Annotated in this window: 18 protein-coding genes; 5 read left to right on the plus strand and 13 right to left on the minus strand. The window is 65.0% G+C overall.

Going from position 1 to position 16,927, the window contains the following annotated elements; all coding sequences use genetic code 11:
* Window positions 1-190 precede the first annotated feature (190 nt).
* The 3 genes from ACIQCM_RS05855 (at window position 191) to ACIQCM_RS05865 (ending at window position 1,691) form a co-directional block, all read left to right on the plus strand.
* Window positions 191-514, plus strand: coding sequence for a hypothetical protein (locus ACIQCM_RS05855; RefSeq protein ID WP_400604679.1), 324 nt, complete (start codon window positions 191-193; stop codon window positions 512-514).
* A 170-nt stretch (window positions 515-684) separates the two neighbouring features.
* The gene (locus ACIQCM_RS05860) at window positions 685-1,011 is read left to right on the plus strand and encodes an ArsR/SmtB family transcription factor (protein WP_400604681.1); all 327 of its coding nucleotides are present in this window, start codon (window positions 685-687) and stop codon (window positions 1,009-1,011) included.
* Window positions 1,008-1,691, plus strand: coding sequence for a cation transporter (locus ACIQCM_RS05865; RefSeq protein ID WP_400604683.1), 684 nt, complete (start codon window positions 1,008-1,010; stop codon window positions 1,689-1,691). Before ACIQCM_RS05860 ends, ACIQCM_RS05865 begins: the two co-directional genes overlap by 4 nt.
* Before the next feature lie 449 nt (window positions 1,692-2,140).
* Here ACIQCM_RS05865 and ACIQCM_RS05870 read toward each other — a convergent pair whose 3' ends face one another.
* Entirely contained in the window at window positions 2,141-2,347 is a 207-nt protein-coding gene (locus ACIQCM_RS05870; RefSeq protein WP_400604685.1) for a helix-turn-helix domain-containing protein, read from the minus strand.
* Window positions 2,347-2,826, minus strand: a complete 480-nt coding sequence (locus ACIQCM_RS05875; RefSeq protein ID WP_400604686.1) for a DUF2975 domain-containing protein — start codon at window positions 2,824-2,826, stop codon at window positions 2,347-2,349. Before ACIQCM_RS05875 ends, ACIQCM_RS05870 begins: the two co-directional genes overlap by 1 nt.
* Before the next feature lie 925 nt (window positions 2,827-3,751).
* On the opposite strand from ACIQCM_RS05875, the gene ACIQCM_RS05880 reads away from it, so the two are divergent.
* Complete coding sequence (locus ACIQCM_RS05880; protein ID WP_400604688.1) at window positions 3,752-4,939, plus strand: hypothetical protein; 1,188 nt, start codon at window positions 3,752-3,754, stop codon at window positions 4,937-4,939.
* A gap of 3 nt (window positions 4,940-4,942) precedes the next feature.
* On the opposite strand, the gene ACIQCM_RS05885 is transcribed toward ACIQCM_RS05880, so the two are convergent.
* From ACIQCM_RS05885 to ACIQCM_RS05910, 6 genes are all read right to left on the minus strand, one after another.
* Complete coding sequence (locus ACIQCM_RS05885; RefSeq protein WP_400604690.1) at window positions 4,943-6,163, minus strand: MinD/ParA family protein; 1,221 nt, start codon at window positions 6,161-6,163, stop codon at window positions 4,943-4,945.
* Between the two features lie 262 nt (window positions 6,164-6,425).
* Window positions 6,426-7,241 carry an MBL fold metallo-hydrolase gene (locus tag ACIQCM_RS05890; protein WP_400604691.1) on the minus strand — a complete coding sequence of 272 codons (816 nt, stop codon included), beginning with the start codon at window positions 7,239-7,241 and terminating at the stop codon, window positions 6,426-6,428.
* A 95-nt stretch (window positions 7,242-7,336) separates the two neighbouring features.
* Entirely contained in the window at window positions 7,337-8,098 is a 762-nt protein-coding gene (locus tag ACIQCM_RS05895; RefSeq protein WP_400604693.1) for a M23 family metallopeptidase, read from the minus strand.
* A 512-nt stretch (window positions 8,099-8,610) separates the two neighbouring features.
* Window positions 8,611-10,068: a dihydrolipoamide acetyltransferase family protein gene (locus tag ACIQCM_RS05900; RefSeq protein WP_400604695.1), complete on the minus strand. Its 1,458-nt coding sequence runs from the start codon at window positions 10,066-10,068 to the stop codon at window positions 8,611-8,613.
* Window positions 10,069-10,070: 2 nt separating this feature from the next.
* On the minus strand, window positions 10,071-11,183 hold the full coding sequence (locus ACIQCM_RS05905; protein ID WP_400604696.1) for an alpha-ketoacid dehydrogenase subunit beta: 1,113 nt from the start codon (window positions 11,181-11,183) through the stop codon (window positions 10,071-10,073).
* Complete coding sequence (locus ACIQCM_RS05910) at window positions 11,180-12,394, minus strand: thiamine pyrophosphate-dependent dehydrogenase E1 component subunit alpha (RefSeq protein ID WP_400604698.1); 1,215 nt, start codon at window positions 12,392-12,394, stop codon at window positions 11,180-11,182. Before ACIQCM_RS05910 ends, ACIQCM_RS05905 begins: the two co-directional genes overlap by 4 nt.
* A gap of 158 nt (window positions 12,395-12,552) precedes the next feature.
* Between ACIQCM_RS05910 and ACIQCM_RS05915 the strand changes: the two genes are divergently transcribed.
* Window positions 12,553-13,011: an Lrp/AsnC family transcriptional regulator gene (locus ACIQCM_RS05915; protein ID WP_400604700.1), complete on the plus strand. Its 459-nt coding sequence runs from the start codon at window positions 12,553-12,555 to the stop codon at window positions 13,009-13,011.
* Between the two features lie 406 nt (window positions 13,012-13,417).
* On the opposite strand, the gene galU is transcribed toward ACIQCM_RS05915, so the two are convergent.
* From galU to ACIQCM_RS05940, 5 genes are all read right to left on the minus strand, one after another.
* Window positions 13,418-14,311: a UTP--glucose-1-phosphate uridylyltransferase GalU gene (gene galU / locus ACIQCM_RS05920; protein ID WP_400604702.1), complete on the minus strand. Its 894-nt coding sequence runs from the start codon at window positions 14,309-14,311 to the stop codon at window positions 13,418-13,420.
* 9 nt (window positions 14,312-14,320) lie between these two features.
* Entirely contained in the window at window positions 14,321-14,728 is a 408-nt protein-coding gene (locus ACIQCM_RS05925; protein ID WP_400604704.1) for an Hpt domain-containing protein, read from the minus strand.
* A gap of 64 nt (window positions 14,729-14,792) precedes the next feature.
* Window positions 14,793-15,032, minus strand: a complete 240-nt coding sequence (csrA, locus tag ACIQCM_RS05930; protein WP_400604706.1) for a carbon storage regulator CsrA — start codon at window positions 15,030-15,032, stop codon at window positions 14,793-14,795.
* A gap of 58 nt (window positions 15,033-15,090) precedes the next feature.
* Window positions 15,091-16,050 carry a hypothetical protein gene (locus ACIQCM_RS05935; RefSeq protein WP_400604708.1) on the minus strand — a complete coding sequence of 320 codons (960 nt, stop codon included), beginning with the start codon at window positions 16,048-16,050 and terminating at the stop codon, window positions 15,091-15,093.
* An 8-nt stretch (window positions 16,051-16,058) separates the two neighbouring features.
* The gene (locus ACIQCM_RS05940) at window positions 16,059-16,883 is read right to left on the minus strand and encodes a sigma-70 family RNA polymerase sigma factor (protein ID WP_400604710.1); all 825 of its coding nucleotides are present in this window, start codon (window positions 16,881-16,883) and stop codon (window positions 16,059-16,061) included.
* Window positions 16,884-16,927 lie beyond the last annotated feature (44 nt).

A 16,927-nucleotide genomic window follows, 5' to 3' on the forward strand; every position in this document is an offset into this window, starting at 1 on the left:
TCCCCGTGTAGTCCCCCCATTGTGCGTCCGACGGTCCTTGCGGCCATACCCCCGGATATCGCCATCCAATGTAATAAACGCCCGGATGTTGCGCAGGTCACATTTGCTCCCTACTCTGATTGAGGCTGATGCAACCGGCCAAAGCAAGAAGCTGCAGCGTCGCAGCCAATGCAGGGAAGGTATTTCCGGAATGAATTCGAAGCTCAACATTGTGGTCCGGGTGGATCTGGACCACGCCAAGGCACAGGTGATTGCAATGGGGCATGTCACCGTCCACAGCGTCAACGCACTCTATGTAGTGGCCAAGAGGGCAAACTCCCTCAGGAACGGCCTCGATCTGGAACTGGATGTCTCCCACGCCCGCGTGGATGCGGCGGCTCTGGAAATGCTCCAGGCGTCCTGCGAGACCCACCACCTGCCGGTCAAAATCGATCCCGGACAGGCACCGTGTTCCATCAGCGTCCTGGCTCCACGCCGCGCCACCGCGCAGGCAGCCGCGCCGCTCGCCGCATAGACGATCCGGCTCCCGCCGCGCCCACCTTCGGGCCCAGGGAAGCCCCACCATTTTGGCCGCAGGGCCGTGCTTGAAAACCTCCGAAGTGCAGCTGTACCTGAAGATACGGGTGGCTGCACTTTTGGGTTTAAGGGTCACCATCAGTACATCGCAAGCTGTACTCTGAAAATATGGAGACTTTGACCCACGCGCCGGTACTGGCCCGGTTCGGCTATGCCGTCTCGGATCCCACCCGGGCGCGGATCCTGCTGGCACTGGCCGATTCTGCCGCGTACCCCTCGGACCTCGCCGAGGACCTGGGGGTCTCGCGGCAGAGCATGTCCAACCACCTCACCTGCCTGCGCGGCTGCGGGCTGGTGGTGGCGGTTCCGGACGGCCGGCGCACGCGCTACGAGCTGGCCGACGGCCGGTTGGGCCACGCCATCCGTGACCTGATCGGCGTCGTGCTCGCCGTGGATCCGGCCTGTTGCGCTCCGGACGGGGCGTGCCGCGCATGAGCATCACCCTGGACGTACGACGGCGGACCCTCCTCACGCGCCGAATCCGCCTTTTCGCGGCGCTCACCATTTCGTACAACCTGGTCGAGGCGGCGGTGGCACTGTGGGCGGGCAGCGAGGCGGATTCCGCCGCGCTGCTTGGGTTTGGACTGGACTCGCTGATCGAGGTGGCGTCCGCCGTCGCGCTTTCCTGGCAGTTCGCCGCCAAGGATCCGGAACGACGCGAACACCTCACACTGCGGATCATTGCCGTCTCGTTCTTTGCCCTGGCGGCGTTCGTGGCGTTTGATGCCGCGGGCGCCCTCATCGGCGGCGACCGGGCGGAACATTCCACGCCTGGCCTGGTCATCGCCGCACTCAGCCTGGCAATCATGCCGCTGCTGTCCTGGCTGCAGCGGCGGGCGGGCCAGGAACTCGGTTCGCTGACGGCCGTGGCGGATTCCAGGCAAACCCTGCTGTGCACATACCTTTCAGCCGTGCTGCTGATTGGCCTGCTCCTGAACAGCTCACTGGGCTGGTGGTGGGCCGACTCCGTGGCCGCCCTGGCCATCGCCGCGATCGCCGTCCGCGAGGGCATCAACGCCTGGCGCGGCGACACCTGCTGCACCGTTCCGGCTGTGCCTGATGGCCCAGCCGCAGCGGCTGAAGAGGCCTGCTGCGAGGGTTGCAGGAAGCCGTAGCCGCAGCCCTGGCACGGGCGTAAAGTTCGCCTTATGGGCTGGGTTCAGAAACCGGCCCTGCCAGTGGGGCCGCCCATCCCAGGCATTCAAAGGGGCGGAACTGCAATGTTCGCACGAGTCAGCACATACAAAACAGGGCCTGAGACTGTCTCGGATTCGGTCCCTGACGAGACCGTCCAGACGGTCCTGGCAATCCCCGGCTGCCAAGGCATCTATTACCTGAGCAGTAAAGACGGCAAGGATCTTTCCATCACCCTCTGGGACAGCGAGGAAACTATCGCCGCCAGCCCGCGAGGCCGCAAACAGGATCAGGAACGAAGTGAGCGCGGCGGAGAAGCGGGAGATCGTTGCCGTTGAGGAATTCGAGGTGACGGCCAGCAGCCTCAGGAGCTGAAGCCACCGCCCGCTGCTGCACCGGCTGCGCCTGACGCGTCCGACTGACGGCGGGCCTACTCCTCCACAAACTCCAGCAGGTCGCCGGGCTGGCAGTCCAGCACCCGGCAGATGGCCTCAAGCGTGCTGAACCGGACCGCCTTGGCGCGCCCGTTTTTCAGCACTGCCACGTTGGCCGGCGTCAGGCCTACCCGCTCGGCGAACTCCCCCACGCTCATCTTTTGCCGCGCCAGCTGCACGTCGATCCGGACCACAATGGGCATCAGATCACCGCTTCCATATCCGCGCGCAGTTCCGTGGCCTGGCGCAGCAGCGCGCGGAGCACCACTACCACCAGGCCCAGCGCGGCACCGGCCACCAGCAGAAGGATCAGCAGCATGGGAAGGCCCGGGTCGTCTGCATTGAGTACGACGGCGGCACTCACCCCTGCGAGCATCAGCCAGGCGGCAGCGATGGCCCATACGATCGCGTTGACCCACACCATGGCGGCCGCGGTGAAGATGCGATCGTGCCGGACCAGGGTGAGCAGCTTCCAGGTACTGATGATGACCATCTGCACGCAGGCCACCTCCAGCACCGCAAAGATAGTCAGCGGCCACTGCAGGGACGCCTTGTCCGGGTTCTCCTGGGCCATGTGGGCGAACTGGCCGGGCAGGGACATGGCCTGGAACACGAGCAGCAGCAGGAACGCCACCACCAGCACGATCCGCAATGCCGGCACAGCCAAGCGAGTCATGTTCATGGATTGAGTTTCGATCAAAACCTATCGAAAGTCAATAGGTCTTTCATTATCGGCAAGGGCCCGCCGACCAAGCAAGGGTCCGATGCGGTCTGGACCGGCGGAACTTTAAGGGCCAGTTGAAACCTGTCAGTGCCGGGCTTTCCAGCGGATCACGCTCGCAGCAGCACATCCGACCACCCCAATAGAGGCCAGCATTCCGCCAAGGGCCACAACGTATTCGGTGATACTCATTGCTCCGCTCCCTCCGCACCCGGGTTCTTAGGCTCAAAGTAAACCCGTAGCCTCAGGACCCGCCGAAGAACCGCCCACTGAATTCCTCAAGAATGTGCCAGGCCGCAAAGGTAACCAAGGCGTGACCTGAAACACAGCAGGCCCGACACGCTGGCACAGGTGACTGTTAACAAATGGGAACTGCGGGAGCGCGGACCAGCCCGAAGCCACGACAGACGGTTGTTGCGAGCGCCCGTTCGCTCTGTGGGCTGCGGACCGGCTTCGTGCACCCGCCGCAACTGCGCCACCGGCCGCCGAGGCGGCGCCGTCCTGTCAACAGGGCTCTGCCACCCCGTGGAGAAACCACAGCTGCTGAAAATGACTGCCGCCCACGCCCAGTGCAGCGAAGTGATGCAGTTGGTCAGCGCCGGTCAGGAAGAATCCGCCACATTCGGGAATGGGAAGTACGACGGCGGCCTGCTCACCCACCACTGCTGTGATCAGGACGCGCCGGACCTCCCGGCCTGCTTAGAGGTGGGTCAGAATAGAATGTGACGACCACGCGTCGGCGCGGCAGCATGGCAACTGTCGTTTCGCGTTTCGGATAATGGCATCACGAAGGAGGATCGCGTTCCACCGCGTACGCAGGCCAAATTGCGCCGTGTCGCCTTGACCACCCACCGAAGTGCCAACGCAATTCGCATAAGCTGACGCTATGCCTCATTGGTTTTCAGAAACGCTGTCCTACGCATCAACCACTATCGGTGGTGCCGTCGCAGGAATCCTCGCCGAGAAATTCCTTAATATCACTGGTCGGGTTATTTACCCGGTTTGGAATGTTACGGGTGGCAAGGTGCTTCGCAGACGTAGAACTGCTCAGGATGCCAAGCTCATAGGCCTTTCTGAAACGTTTGCAGTTGGTGCCGCCAAGCACCAGATCTACATACGGCAATTTGCCCCACGCGGATTTTCCGAAGGTCACCTGACCGCGAGCAGGCTTCCAGACCAGCCAGCGCCGAGTCTTATTCGAAGCCTTCGCGAACCCCTGCTCCCGGCGTCACCAGCGGACCTCGAGGCAGCCATTCTGGAAAAGCGGGCGGCGCTGGAAGCAGCCCCCGAAGCCTGGAATGCGGAGAAGATCGCTCTGAGGAGAATCAGGGTCAGCCGGGCAGGCAACCATGAGGCAGCCACCCTTGACCTCGGCTACGCCGTGACGGACTACGCGTCATTTCAAACCATCGCTGACGCTTGGGAAAAGCGCTACAAGAGCCTTGATGATGCTGGCCGGGATCTCACGGCCGAAGATCTGTGGGATGTTCTCCCTGGCCTATCCAATTCTTTCGGCATCAATCTCACGCTAGAGACAGCAGACGACCACTTGGTACTAACCCAACGAAGCGGCAAAGCGAGCAGTGCGAAGAACCTGCGCCATGTCTCGGTTAATGAGGGAATGGCGCTTGCAGACATTAATCCTAAGACCGACCTTCCGGACCCGTACCTGACTGCGATTCGCGGTGTCGAAGAGGAACTCGGAATTGATCTGGGCGAGGAACCGGACATCCGGCAAAGGATAACCTTCCACAGTTTGATTTGCGATGTAACCCGTTATGAGTGGGCGTTGTTAGGCCACGTGAATCTCAGCCAGACTAAATGGACAAATGCCGAGATTCACAGCGCGCGAAAGCTAGGCGCTGCGCCCGATGGCTGGGAATCGAGCGAGCTCACGTTCATCTCGCTGGATCCGAAGTCGATCGGGGCAACACTGGCAGATGACTCAACCTGGGTCGGGCACGGCTACATCAATCTACTTCTTTCGGCCGTTTTTCGCCTCAGGGGCAGCCGCACAGAGCTCCTGAACATAGCGCGGTCCACTCTATTGGCAGGGCCTGCTCGAGGGCTGTAACCCCTACCGGTAGCCGTCCACAATGGCCGCCGCGATCTCCTTGTATGCCCGCCGCGTTTCGGGGCGGAGCGCGTCCAGGGTGACCAGGTCGCCGTCGGCCACTCCGCGGTCGTGGGGAACGGCGATCAGTTGGCGGCATATCCCCGCAAGGTGGTCCTCGATGGCGTCCTTGTCCACGCGGGAAGAGACGGCGTCCTTGTCCGTGATCACCACGACGGCGTTGCGGGCCAGGTCCTCGTAGCCGTGGCTGGCCAGCCAGTGCAGGGTGCTGCGGGCGCGCTTGGCGCCGCTGACGGCGTACCCGGCGGCGATGACCAGGTTGTCGGCCGACTGCAGGATCCCGCGCATCGCATTGTGCGTGACGCCGGTGCCGCAGTCGGTGAGCGCCACCGTGTAGTAGGAGGAGATCAGCTGGCGGATCCGCAGGTATTCCTCGGCGGTGAGCGAATCGGACACCTCGGGGTCCTGCTCGCCGGCGATCAGGTGCAGCCGGCCGGCGTGGTGCATGTACCGGGCCAGGGCGGTGAGCGAGTCCACGGACTCGATGTTTTCCAGCAGGTCGCTGATGGTCCGGGGCGCGGACTGCTGGTAGATTCCCTCGCCGAGCGCGCGCTCCACCAAGTCCCCGGAGTCAGGGTTCGCGTCGATGGCGCAGGGCGCGTCGCCGCGGTACTGGGCCAGGGTCAGGCCGACGCCCACGGTGGTGGAGGTCTTGCCGATTCCGCCCTTGAGGCTGAGGATCGCGGTGTTGTAGTGGCCCTGCAGCTGGCGCGAGATGCGCTGCTCGAGTTCCTCTTCCTCGCGCTGCCGGGCGCCCGGGCCGAGGTTCACGGCGCCGCCGGTCAGGGTATAGAGCGCGCCGCGGACTCCGCCCACGGGCCGGGGCTTCTGCTCCTTGACGAACAGGCCGGGCGAGCTGATGAAGTCCGGCATGGGGCTTCCGGCGATGGTGTCCGCCACGGTGGGGCGGCTGCGGCGGAAGGACGGGGCTTCGGGAGCGGCGGCCGACGACGGCGGCTCCCCCACCGTCTCTGCCGCACCGGTGGTGGGGGCGCTGGAGTAGTGGGCACCGGCGTCGTGCGCGGCGCTGGTGGAAGGCGCGTCCGTGACGGAAGCGCCGGGGTCGGCGTCCGCCGCGGCTGCAACCTCCGCCCAGGAGGATCGCCGCAGGTTGCGGTTGCCGGCGTCGGGCGCCTTGGAAGGGGGTGGGGGTACGGCTGGCATGGTTCCTGTCCGGGCATCGGCCAAGGCGCCCTCGGCGCGACGAAGGTCGCGGCGTCGGCGCAGCGGCTGGTGCCCTGCATCGTCTGCATGGGCGCGTGCGTTGTGATCCGCCGGATCAGGCATGTCTGTCCCCCGGACGTTCGGCAAAGGTTCTGCAACACTGCTTTCGACTGTAAGTCTAGGGGTTTTTGGCATGAATGCCGTTGTCAGACGCGTGCGGGCCACCCATTCGTGAGCCAAAATAGCGCCCGTGCGACTAGCCCTAGTGCTCCCGGCGGGTTTCCTGCAGCCGCTTGATGAACCAGCGGGACTGCTCGGGGCCGTACGGCAGCACCGGGATGGCCTTGGTGGCGTCCGACGGGGTGTCCCGGATGGACTGCTTGGCCTGCCGGACGGCGGTGCTCATGGTGTTGGCCATGGTCTTGACGAATTGGTCGCTGCAGGGCTGGCCGTGGCCGGGGATGAGGAACTCGTAGCGGTGGCGGAGGGCGGAGATGTGCCGGAGCGCGTCCGCCCAGTCCTCGGGGAAAGAATCTTCGAAGGAGGGGTGGGCGCCCTGCTCCACCAGGTCCCCCACGTAGAGGGTGGTGGGGGTGCCGACCAGGAGGTCGCCGTCTGTGTGGCCGCGGCCCAGGTAGAAGAGGGTGGCGGTGAGCCCTCCCAAGTCCACCAGCACGGGCTGGTCCTTGACGATGACGTTGGGGACCACGAGTTCCACGTTGGCGCCTTCGCCGGTGGCCATCTCGGGTTCCAGAGTACCGACGAAGCGGCGCTGCAGGTCACCGTGCTCATCGATTTCGGCGGCGCAGTTCTGGTGTGCCCAGAATTCGGTGACGCCGGCTTCTGCGAACACGGCGTTGCCGAAGAAGTGGTCGTAGTGCGCGTGGGTGTTGACGACGACGAGGGGCAGCTGGGTCTTTTCCCGCACTGCGTCCAGGATCTGCCTGCCCTGGCGCGGCCCGCAGCCGGTATCGATGACCATGGCCCGCTCGGATCCGACGACGAGTCCGGTGTTCAGCTGCGATCCTTCAGTGACCAGCACATAGTTGTCCGCGCCGACTTCGAGCCATTCTGACATTGTTTCTCCGTACCTCCGGCAAAGCAGTGTGCGTTCGTCTTGGCGTCGATTCTACCCACCGGGGCATGGAGTTGCCGGGACGCGGCGCCGGGCCGCTACCGCGCAGTGGCCGCCGCAGCCGGGAGGGGCAGCAGCTTCCAGGCCGCAGGATCCGCGTGCGTGCCGTTGCGGATGGTTTCGAAGTGCAGGTGGCAGCCGGTGGAGGCGCCGGTGGTGCCCACCTTGGCGATAAGCTCGCCGGGCTTTACTGTTTGGCCAGGCCGGACGCCGATGCTTTCCAGGTGGTTGTAGGTGGTGACCAGGCCGTTGCCGTGGTCCACTTCCACGTGGTTTCCGCCGCCGCCCTTCGCCCAGCCGGCGGCCCGGACCACTCCCGCATCTGCGGCGTGGACGCCGGTGCCGCAGGCGGCGGCGAAGTCCTCGCCCCAGTGGAACTCGCCACGCGCGCCGGTGATGGGGCTGGTCCGCGGCCCAAAGGGAGAACTGGGGTTGAGGACCGCCAACGGTGCCACCAGGGTTCCGTCGGCAGGACGGGCCGGGGCGGCCGAAGCGGCGCTCAGCTTTTTGGGCTTCGGCTTCGCCACGGTTCGCACCGAGGTACGGGTGTAGGCCAGCGCGGCGGACGACGGCGCCGCAACAGCCGCCGCTGGAATCCTCTCGGTGACCTCTGTAGCGCCTCCGTCCACGGCAGTGCCGGCGAACGGTACAGCCTGGGGGGTGGCCACTGCTCCGTTGGCTGTCAGCGCGAGGGCCGAGAGGGCCACGACGGCTGTTCCCGCACTGACGGTTAACCGGATGAAGCTGCGCCGCTGCTGTGCCTTGCGCCGTGCAGCTGCCCGTGCCAGATGTTTCCCCAAAAAGATCTCCCATGGAAGCCGCCGCGAGGCGGACGTTTACGGTGGTTTCTTCCATGGGAGCACGGCGGCGCCGCCAAAAAAGCAAAAACAGGCGCTTATGTGGATAACCTAGGCAAACCCTTCACGGGGCTTTGGCGGAGTGGGGAAAACCTGAGCGTCCGCTGCCCTTTCCAGGAACCACGGCCAGAGGTCCGGCATTGACAGTGCACTCATGCGTCGGACCAGCCCAAACCACGTGCCAGCAAAAGATACCTGTTCTACAGTGCCGTCAGGCAGATATGTCATCGGGCATGCGGCGTCAGCCTCAGGGTTTCATGGACGTCCCCACGCGCGGCTCGGGTTCCGGACGCGCCTCGTCGCGCGAACATTCAGGGCAAACGCCGACGAACTGATGCGGACAGTCCAGGACCCCGTCACCTTCCCCAAGAGGCAGCGAAACTTTCATCTCCTTTGCTTACGACCGATGGCCGGGAACGTGAAGGCACGCCGTAATGGGCTACGGCCCTGCGGTCTCAGAGATCCGCCAGCAGCCCCTGTGGGTTCTCAATAGCGTCCGCAACGAACCGCAGGAAGCCCGCCGCCGTGCCGCCGTCGCAGACGCGATGGTCGAAGGTGAGTGTCAGCTCGGTAACCTTGCGGACTGCCAGCTCACCGTTGACCACCCAGGGTTTGTCGATGATCCGGCCGACGCCGAGGATTGCCACCTCCGGGTGGTTGATGATCGCCGCGGAGCCGTCCACGCCGAACACGCCGTAGTTGTTGAGTGTGAACGTGCCGCTGCCCAGTTCGGTGGGGGTCGCCTTGCCCTCGCGTGCGACGTCGGTGAGCCGGCGGATCTCAGCGTCCAGTTCGCGCGCGGTCAGTTTCTCCGCGGCACGGACGGAGGGCACCACCAGGCCGCGGTCGGTCTGGGCGGCGATGCCCAGGTTGATCCCGTCAAAACCGATGATCTCCTGGGACCCGTCGGACGCGGTTTCGATCCGGGTGTTCAGCTCCGGATATTTTTTTAGCCCGGCTGTGACAAATCGTGCGATGAAGGCGAGCAACCCGGGCGGCTGGGCGCCGCCCGCTTTGAGCCCTTCGCGCAACTCGAGGAGCGCGGTGGCATCCACGTCCACCCAGACGGTCGCCTCGGGGATTTCGGAGCGGCTGCGCGCCATGGTCACGGCAACGGCCTTGCGGACGCCCTTGACCGGCGTGCGGGACGAGATGCCCAGCCCGGTCCGCGCGTCGGTACCCTCCGAAGCCTGCGTGGTTCTGGCGGGCTCAGCCGCCGGGGCCGTGGAGGATTCGGCAGGCAGAGTTTCAGCAGGCTCCCCGGCCGGGGCATGGATGGCTGCCTCCACGTCGCGGCGCATGATCAGTCCGCTTTCGCCGGAACCGTTCACGGAGCCCAGGTCCACGCCGTGTTCCCGGGCCATGCGCCGGACCAGCGGTGAGATGACAGCACCGATCTTCCCGGGCACGCGGGTCCGGAGCAGCGTGAGCTCCGGTGCCTCGGCGGGGTCGGTCGCGGCAACAGAAATCTCCGACGAAGGGACGGCAGTCGCTGCGCGCTTTGGCGCCCGGGTGCGGCGGGTTGCTCCGTGGCCGCCCGGGGTGCCGTAGCCAATGAGGACGTTGCCGGACCCGGCCTTCTCCTCTTCGCGGTACGCGTTCGCTGCGGCCTCCGCCGCCGGCTCGGAGGCCGCAGCCGCCGTGTCGTCACGCGCGGCGGCCGGGGTGCCGGTGGGCGCGACGGAAATCAGCGGCTTCCCCACGTCCAGCGTCTCGCCGGGCTTGCCGTGCAGCTCCGCAACGGTGCCGGCGTAGGGGGACGGGACCTCCACCATGGATTTGGCGGTCTCAACCTCGGCGATGGGCTGGTCCACCCGGATCTCGTCGCCGACGGATACCAGCCAGTTCACCAGTTCCGCTTCGGTCAGGCCTTCGCCCAGGTCGGGGAGAAGGAATACTTTCGTTTCGCTCATGGTCAGTCTTCCCACTGGAGGTCGTCAACGGCGTCGAGGATGCGGTCCACGCCGGGGAGGTAATAGTGCTCGAGCTTCGGTGCCGGGTACGGTACATCGAACCCGGTGACGCGGCGGATCGGCGCGGCCAGATAGTGGAAGCAGCGTTCATGGACGCGCGCCACGATCTCGGACGAAACGGACGCGAACCCATGTGCCTCCGCGATCACCACGGCCCGGCCGGTCTTCCGTACGGACTCGCACACGGTCTCGTCGTCGAACGGCACGATCGTGCGGACGTCGATGACTTCGAGCGAGCGGCCCTCCTCCGCGGCGGCGTCAGCGGCAGCCAGGGCGGTAGGCACCGATGGTCCATACGCGATCAGGGTCGCGTCAGTTCCGGAACGTGCGACGGCAGCAGTCCCCTCAGATGTCTTTCCGGCCTCCGCATTGGCGGTGTGCTGCGCACGCAGGTCCTCGAAATCGACAAGGTCCTTGGACCAGTACAGCTTCTTGGGCTCCATGAACATCACAGGGTCGTCCGAGTCGATTGCTTCGCGGAGCATCCGGTAAGCGTCGGAAACGGTGGCTGGCGTAAACACCTTGAGGCCGGCCGTGTGGGCGTAGTACGACTCCGACGAGTCACAGTGGTGCTCGACTCCCCCGATTCCACCGGCGTAGGGAACCCGGATGACCATTGGGAGTTTGATGGCGCCCTTGGTCCGGTTGTGCATCTTCGCCACGTGGCTGACGATCTGTTCGAAGGCCGGGTAGGCGAACGCGTCGAACTGCATTTCGATGACGGGGCGCATTCCGTTCATTGCCATGCCCACGGCCATGCCCACGATGCCGGACTCAGCCAGTGGGGTGTCGAAGCAGCGCTGCTCGCCGAAGGTCTTGGTTAATCCGTCAGTGATCCGGAAAACGCCGCCCAGCATCCCGACGTCTTCGCCGAACATCAGCACGGACGGATCGGCATGCATGGCATCGGCGAGCGCCGTGTTCAGCGCCTTGGCCATGGTCGCCGGCTGGGGGCCGGCAGCCTCGGCCGTTGCGGCTGCCGAAGCTGCCGCCCTGGCGGTCGCGGCGCTGACGTTGCCGTTTGCCTCGGAGGAGGTGGTGACGGTCGGGCTCACTGGGCGCTCTCCTCGGTTGATGTTTCACGGGCAAGTTCGTCGGCAAGCATGGCTGACTGTTCCTTCAGCTGCGGCGTAGGGGAAGAGAACACGTGGCGGAACAGGTCCTGCGGGTCGACAGGGACGTCTTGGCCCAGGCCGTCGCGCAGCTGCGTGGCGACGGCTTCCGCTTTCTCGCTAATCCGGGCTTCGATTCCTTCGTTGAGCAGGCCACGGCCAGTCAGGTACGTCTTCATCCGGGTCAGAGGGTCTTTGGCAACCCACTCGGCCACTTCGCTGTCCTGCCGGTACCGGGTGGCGTCATCTGCGTTGGTGTGGGCCTGCATGCGGTAGGTGTTGGCCTCCACCAGGAGGGGACCTGAGCCTTCGCGGGCCAGCTTCACTGCACGGTCGAGGACCGCGAGCAGGGCCACCAGGTCGTTGCCATCAACGCGTTCGCCGGCCATGCCATATCCAACAGCCTTGTGGGCCAGGGACGGCGCCACGGACTGATGGGACAACGGAACCGAGATCGCGTATTTGTTGTTCTGGACGAAGAAGACCACGGGCAGGTGGAACACGGCAGCGAAGTTCAGGGCCTCGTGGAAGTCACCTTCGCTGGTGGCGCCGTCGCCGCACATGGCCAGAACCACGGTGTCCTCGCCGCGGAGCATTGCCGCATGGGCGACGCCGACGGCATGCAGCAGCTGGGTGGTGAGCGGGGTGCACTGGATGCCCACCTTGTGCTCGGCGGGATTATAGCCACCATGCCAGTCACCGCGGAAGATCGTCATGGCCTGGACGGGATCCACACCGCGGGCCATCACGGCTACGGCGTCGCGGTAGGTGGGAAACATCCAGTCACCGCCGGAGAGGCAAAGCGCCGCCGCTACCTGGCAGGCCTCCTGGCCGTGGCTGGAAGGGTAGACGGCCATGCGGCCCTGACGGACAAGCGCGGAGTTCTGGTCGTTGACGCGGCGCCCGATCACAAGTTGCTCGTAAGCAGCCGTCAGCTCGTCGTCGCCCGGCAGCGGGTATTCATGCCCGGGCTGGGTTCCCTGTTCACTCTCCTTGAGGAGCCGGCCATCCGGGTCCACCATCTGGATCTGATGCCGGGCCGGCAGCATGTAGTCCTCAACCGTGATGCCAAATTTTCGAACTGCTTCGGTAACGGCGTTGCCGCCCGGCCGGTGCGCCTGGGCCGAGTCAGCCTGATCTGCGGAGATCGTCATTGGTCCGTCCTTCGTTTGCCACTATTCCCTCCCAGTATCGTCCCGGCACATGTTTCGTATCCATTGAATTGCAAAAACATGGAAAAATGGATACCAAAGAGCCGGTTTGAAAGACGGATCGTGACTCCAGGCCGCTTTGAGACGGGAGCAGTGGACGAATGGCAGAAAGCCCAGGAGAGCCGGCGCAGCTGGACGATGTAGACCGGAAGATCATTGGGGAGCTGACCAAAGACGGCCGGATGTCCGTGACCCAGGTCGCTGAAAACGTGCACATCTCCCGTGCGCACGCCTACTCCAGGATCGCCCGGTTGACGGACGACGGCGTCATCACTAAGTTCACAGCTCTGGTGGACCCGATCCGGGCGGGACTTACGTCTTCCGCCTACGTGACATTGAAGGTCAGCCAGCACTCATGGCGTGAACTACGCGAGCAACTGCGATCCATTCCGGAGGTTCACCATATCGCGCTCGTGGGCGGCGACTTCGATGTGATACTGCTCGTGCGGGCTGTCGACAACGTGGACCTGCGGCGGGTGATCTTTGATCAGCTGCAATCAATGCCAGGGGTGCTGGACACGCAAACGTTCCTGGTTTTTGAGGATGTTGATACACGTTAAGACGCCTGGGAAGCGGCTCACCCCGGAGCGTCTCCACGGCTGGGCTGACGCCAGCCTCCTCCTCTGGGGTGCGGCAGGTTTCGGTGCGCTCGGCCTTGGAACCTGTGGCGTGACCCTCGCCCGTCGCAGGTCCCAGCCTCCGCATGATCTGATAACAAACAACTAAGCAAACGCACCCGTTGGGCGGCCTCCACGTGAATTCATGGGGAGACATTGGCGAAAGCAACCGCGGGCATATTATTTCTCTTTTCGGCTACCGCCCGCGCCCATCCTTCGGGTAGGTCATGTTGGGGTTTCCAGCCATGGCAACTGTCGCTGTAAAGGCCCTTGCCCTGTCTAAGGCTCCTAGAGAAATACACAGGCCCGTCACCTTGCGGCGACGGGCCCCGGAAACTCGAACGGCGGCTTAGCCGTTGATGAACCCCTTCATCCAGGTCTTCAGCTCTTCACCGAACTCCACCCGCTCTGAAGCCAGCGTGATCACGGCCTTCAGGTAGCTGAGCTTGTCTCCCGTGTCGAAGCGGCGGCCCTTGAACACCACGCCATACACCCCGGAGCCTTCGCCCTCAGCTGCGGCCAGGGTCTGCAGGGCGTCAGTCAGCTGGATCTCCCCGCCTCGGCCCGGCTCTGTCTTCTCCAGCACGCCGAACACAGACGGGTGCAGCACGTAGCGGCCGATCACGGCCAGGTTGGACGGCGCGTCGCCGACGGCCGGTTTCTCCACCAGGCTGTTCACGCGGACATAGTCCTCGCCGTCCACAGCGGTGATGTCCGCGCAGCCGTAGGCGCTGATCTGGGACGGGTCAACTTCGATCAGGGCGATTACCGATCCCCCGGTCTTCTGCTGCACTTCCATCATCGTGGTCAGCAGGTCCTCGGCCTCGTCAATGAGGTCATCGCCCAGCAGCACCGCGAACGGCTCGTTGCCCACGTGTTGTCTTGCGCACAGCACCGCGTGCCCCAGGCCCTTGGCCTCGCCCTGGCGGACGTAGTGGATGGGGCCAAGCTCAGAGGCGTGCTCAACAGCGGCCAGGCGGTCCGTGTCGCCCTTGCGTTCGAGGGTCCGCTCCAGGCCCGGCTCACGGTCAAAGTGGTCCTCCAGGGAGCGCTTGTTGCGGCCGGTGATCATCAACAGGTCGGTGAGGCCGGCGTCAACAGCTTCCTCAACCACGTACTGGATGGCCGGACGGTCCACCACCGGCAGCATTTCCTTCGGCATCGCCTTGGTCGCGGGCAGGAAGCGGGTCCCCAATCCGGCGGCAGGAATGACGGCTTTGGTGATTTTTTTCCCGGTTGTCATAGGAGAACCCTACAAATGGCGGCTGCACAACGCCAATTCAGGGTTGCACGGCTGCGCCAATTCCTCTACGGTCTGTATGCCGCAAGCACCTACCGCAGCCATGAGCTCCCGCCCGGCCGCGAAGTCCGCGCTATTGACGGCGTCCTCGACCTGCTGCGCCAGCCAGGTCAGACGCCCGGCACCAACCATGACCGACGCCACCCTCAGGCTGATTACGGCGTCCACGGCACCAGGGAAGTCATTGCGTTCCAGCGCAGCCGCCAGCCGGGCCCGGCGCACCTCCCACAGATCCACGTAATCCGCGGCAAAGCGGGACGCGATGTCCGGGCTCTGCAGTTTGTCCGCAAGATCCTTCAGGACCGCCGGATCCACGAGTGGTATCTGCCCATCCAGGCCCTCGCCACTTCCACTATTCATGTTTCCCCCAAACACAGTGCTGCACCTTTCGGGCGGCAGGCATCTTCCGCCTGCTGCTTTTGCTTCAGTCGTTCTTCCGGTGTCCCAAGACCGCTTTAAGCCGCTCTTCGGCGTCATCATCCATATGGGCCGCCGCGAGGTTCGCCTCGCTGATCGCCCGCACCACTTCCTCACGCTGGATGCTGATACCGCGGGGCGCTTCGATCCCGATGCGCACCACGTCTCCCCGGGACTCAAGGACGGTAATGACAATGTCATCACCTATGAGGATTTTTTCATCGACTTTGCGTGTTAGTACCAGCACAGCGCCACTCTATCCCAACGCATAATTGCGGTCTTTGCCCTCCATAAAAGAGTGACGGTCATAGCTTCGGAGCGGGCGAGGGCCTGCCGTCCACCCAGCCCACCGGTACTTCCAGCAGGTTCACCGTTTCCGGAGTGGCCGTGCCATCACTGTGCTCCACTGCAAGGCCGTTAACGTGCACAGCCGCTTTGACAGCGGCCACCCACGAGGCCGTATCTGCCTCTTTCATACGCGCGTCCACTGCCAGCCACACCTGGTCTGGCGCCAGCGACGCCAAGCCGGTGAACCCCTTGTCTTCCCCGTGCGTGTGACCAATCCCCCAGGCAATAAATACCGGGTAGCCGCCCTCCACGCCCGCGGCCCGGGCCGCCACGGCAGCGGCCCTGTTGCCGAGCGGCAGATAGCCCTTGGCCCCATGGCTGCCACCCGTGTACACACCCCGGCCACCGTGCCCGGCCGTTCCCTTACCGGATTCCACCGCAGCATCCTGCGCCATCTCCCGGCACACCTTGAGCGCGTCCGCTTGGAGTCCCACCACAACAGTGAGGTCTCCCGGGTGCCTGGCAGGGCGCGGAACCCGGTGCGCCCTGCGTCCCCGGACACCGGTTGGGGCGGCGGCCCGGGCTTCGTTGCCGGTCCGGGCCCCGTTGTCAGTCCGGGCGATGCTCCCGGTGGAGCGCGTGAGGTCCCGGACGAGCTCGTCGAACCCGCCAGATGCCGTGGAAACCGCCGGCGCCGAGGCCTTCCCTGCCGCGCCGCCAGGACCCGCGCCGGACTCAGCCTGGTCCGCTTCCGCAAGCAAGGCAGCAATCCCGGCGCGCGGCCGCATCCGTCCGCCGCGCTCCTGCCCTGGAGCGGGCACCCGGACCGTTACTTCGTAGTGGCGCCTGGCCAGGTACCCCTTGATGCCGCCAACAGTGACCGCCTCGGCACTGACAATCCGCGCCTCCGTCCCATACCTGGTGCGCACGCGTTCGCGCAGTTCCTCCATGGACCTGCCACTGAGCTGGACTTCCATCCCGGCGCTTACAGGGAAGGCGTGAGCGCGGGCATGCGGCGCCCGGCGTAGGCAATCCCGCCGATCGCCTGGGTGCGGAGGGACTCCAGATACGCAGCCCGCCGGCTGGCCGGCAGGCGTGACTGCGCCTGCCGCGCGCCGTCGGCTGCGGGCTCGTCGGCATAGTGGGTGGCCATGCCGTCCTGCAGGAGCCGAATCGCCTCGGCGCGCTGCTGCGACACCGCAGAGTGGGTCAGGCCCAGTTCCTCCGCCACTTCCTTCACCGTGCGGTCCCCGAAGTACACCTGCTCCACGATGTAGCGCATCTTCTCCGGCAGTGCCTGCACCGCTGTGCGCAGGAAACCCTGCCGCTCCGCAAGGAGGACTTCGGTCTCCGGGGAGGCGCCGTCGTCGGCCACCAGGAACTCCGCGATGGTTCCGTCGATGGTGGACACCGTGCGGGCTGAATCGGCGAGCGCGGCCTCCGCGGTGGCCTGGTCCACTCCGAGCGCGGCAGCGATCTCAGCGGACGACGGCGCCCTGCCGAGCTCGGCGGTCAGGGTTTCCTGGACTGCCAGGGTCTCGCGGATCCGGCGTCTGGCAGACCTGGGCGCCCAGTCACTGGACCGCATGTCATCCGCGAAGGAGCCAACAATCCGGCGGCGCGCGTAGGCGCCAAAAGGCACGCCGCGGGCGGGATCGTAGGAATCGGCCGCCGTTATGAGGGCGATGGTGCCCACTGACGCCGCATCCTCACGCGAGATATGTGTGGCTTTGGCGCAAAGATCCGAGACGAGATACCCCACCAGCGGAAGATTTTCGAGCACCAGCCTGTCGCGTTCGTTCCGATCCATTTTTCCCCATTTTGACAAGAGATTTGTCGGGCCAATCTGCGTGT

This window comes from Pseudarthrobacter sp. NPDC092439 (assembly GCF_044754945.1).
Classification (GTDB): Bacteria; Actinomycetota; Actinomycetes; order Actinomycetales; family Micrococcaceae; genus Arthrobacter.

Bases quoted from the DNA above. Each gene is read 5' to 3' on its own strand.
- ACIQCM_RS05855 (WP_400604679.1), top strand. From the start codon at position 191: ATGAATTCGAAGCTCAACATTGTGGTCCGGGTGGATCTGGACCACGCC.
- ACIQCM_RS05860 (WP_400604681.1), top strand. From the start codon at position 685: ATGGAGACTTTGACCCACGCGCCGGTACTGGCCCGGTTCGGCTATGCC.
- ACIQCM_RS05865 (WP_400604683.1), top strand. From the start codon at position 1,008: ATGAGCATCACCCTGGACGTACGACGGCGGACCCTCCTCACGCGCCGA.
- ACIQCM_RS05870 (WP_400604685.1), bottom strand. From the start codon at position 2,347: ATGCCCATTGTGGTCCGGATCGACGTGCAGCTGGCGCGGCAAAAGATG.
- ACIQCM_RS05875 (WP_400604686.1), bottom strand. From the start codon at position 2,826: ATGAACATGACTCGCTTGGCTGTGCCGGCATTGCGGATCGTGCTGGTG.
- ACIQCM_RS05880 (WP_400604688.1), top strand. From the start codon at position 3,752: ATGCCTCATTGGTTTTCAGAAACGCTGTCCTACGCATCAACCACTATC.
- ACIQCM_RS05885 (WP_400604690.1), bottom strand. From the start codon at position 6,163: ATGCCAGCCGTACCCCCACCCCCTTCCAAGGCGCCCGACGCCGGCAAC.
- ACIQCM_RS05890 (WP_400604691.1), bottom strand. From the start codon at position 7,241: ATGTCAGAATGGCTCGAAGTCGGCGCGGACAACTATGTGCTGGTCACT.
- ACIQCM_RS05900 (WP_400604695.1), bottom strand. From the start codon at position 10,068: ATGAGCGAAACGAAAGTATTCCTTCTCCCCGACCTGGGCGAAGGCCTG.
- ACIQCM_RS05910 (WP_400604698.1), bottom strand. From the start codon at position 12,394: ATGACGATCTCCGCAGATCAGGCTGACTCGGCCCAGGCGCACCGGCCG.
- ACIQCM_RS05915 (WP_400604700.1), top strand. From the start codon at position 12,553: ATGGCAGAAAGCCCAGGAGAGCCGGCGCAGCTGGACGATGTAGACCGG.
- galU (WP_400604702.1), bottom strand. From the start codon at position 14,311: ATGACAACCGGGAAAAAAATCACCAAAGCCGTCATTCCTGCCGCCGGA.
- ACIQCM_RS05925 (WP_400604704.1), bottom strand. From the start codon at position 14,728: ATGAATAGTGGAAGTGGCGAGGGCCTGGATGGGCAGATACCACTCGTG.
- ACIQCM_RS05935 (WP_400604708.1), bottom strand. From the start codon at position 16,050: ATGGAAGTCCAGCTCAGTGGCAGGTCCATGGAGGAACTGCGCGAACGC.
- ACIQCM_RS05940 (WP_400604710.1), bottom strand. From the start codon at position 16,883: ATGGATCGGAACGAACGCGACAGGCTGGTGCTCGAAAATCTTCCGCTG.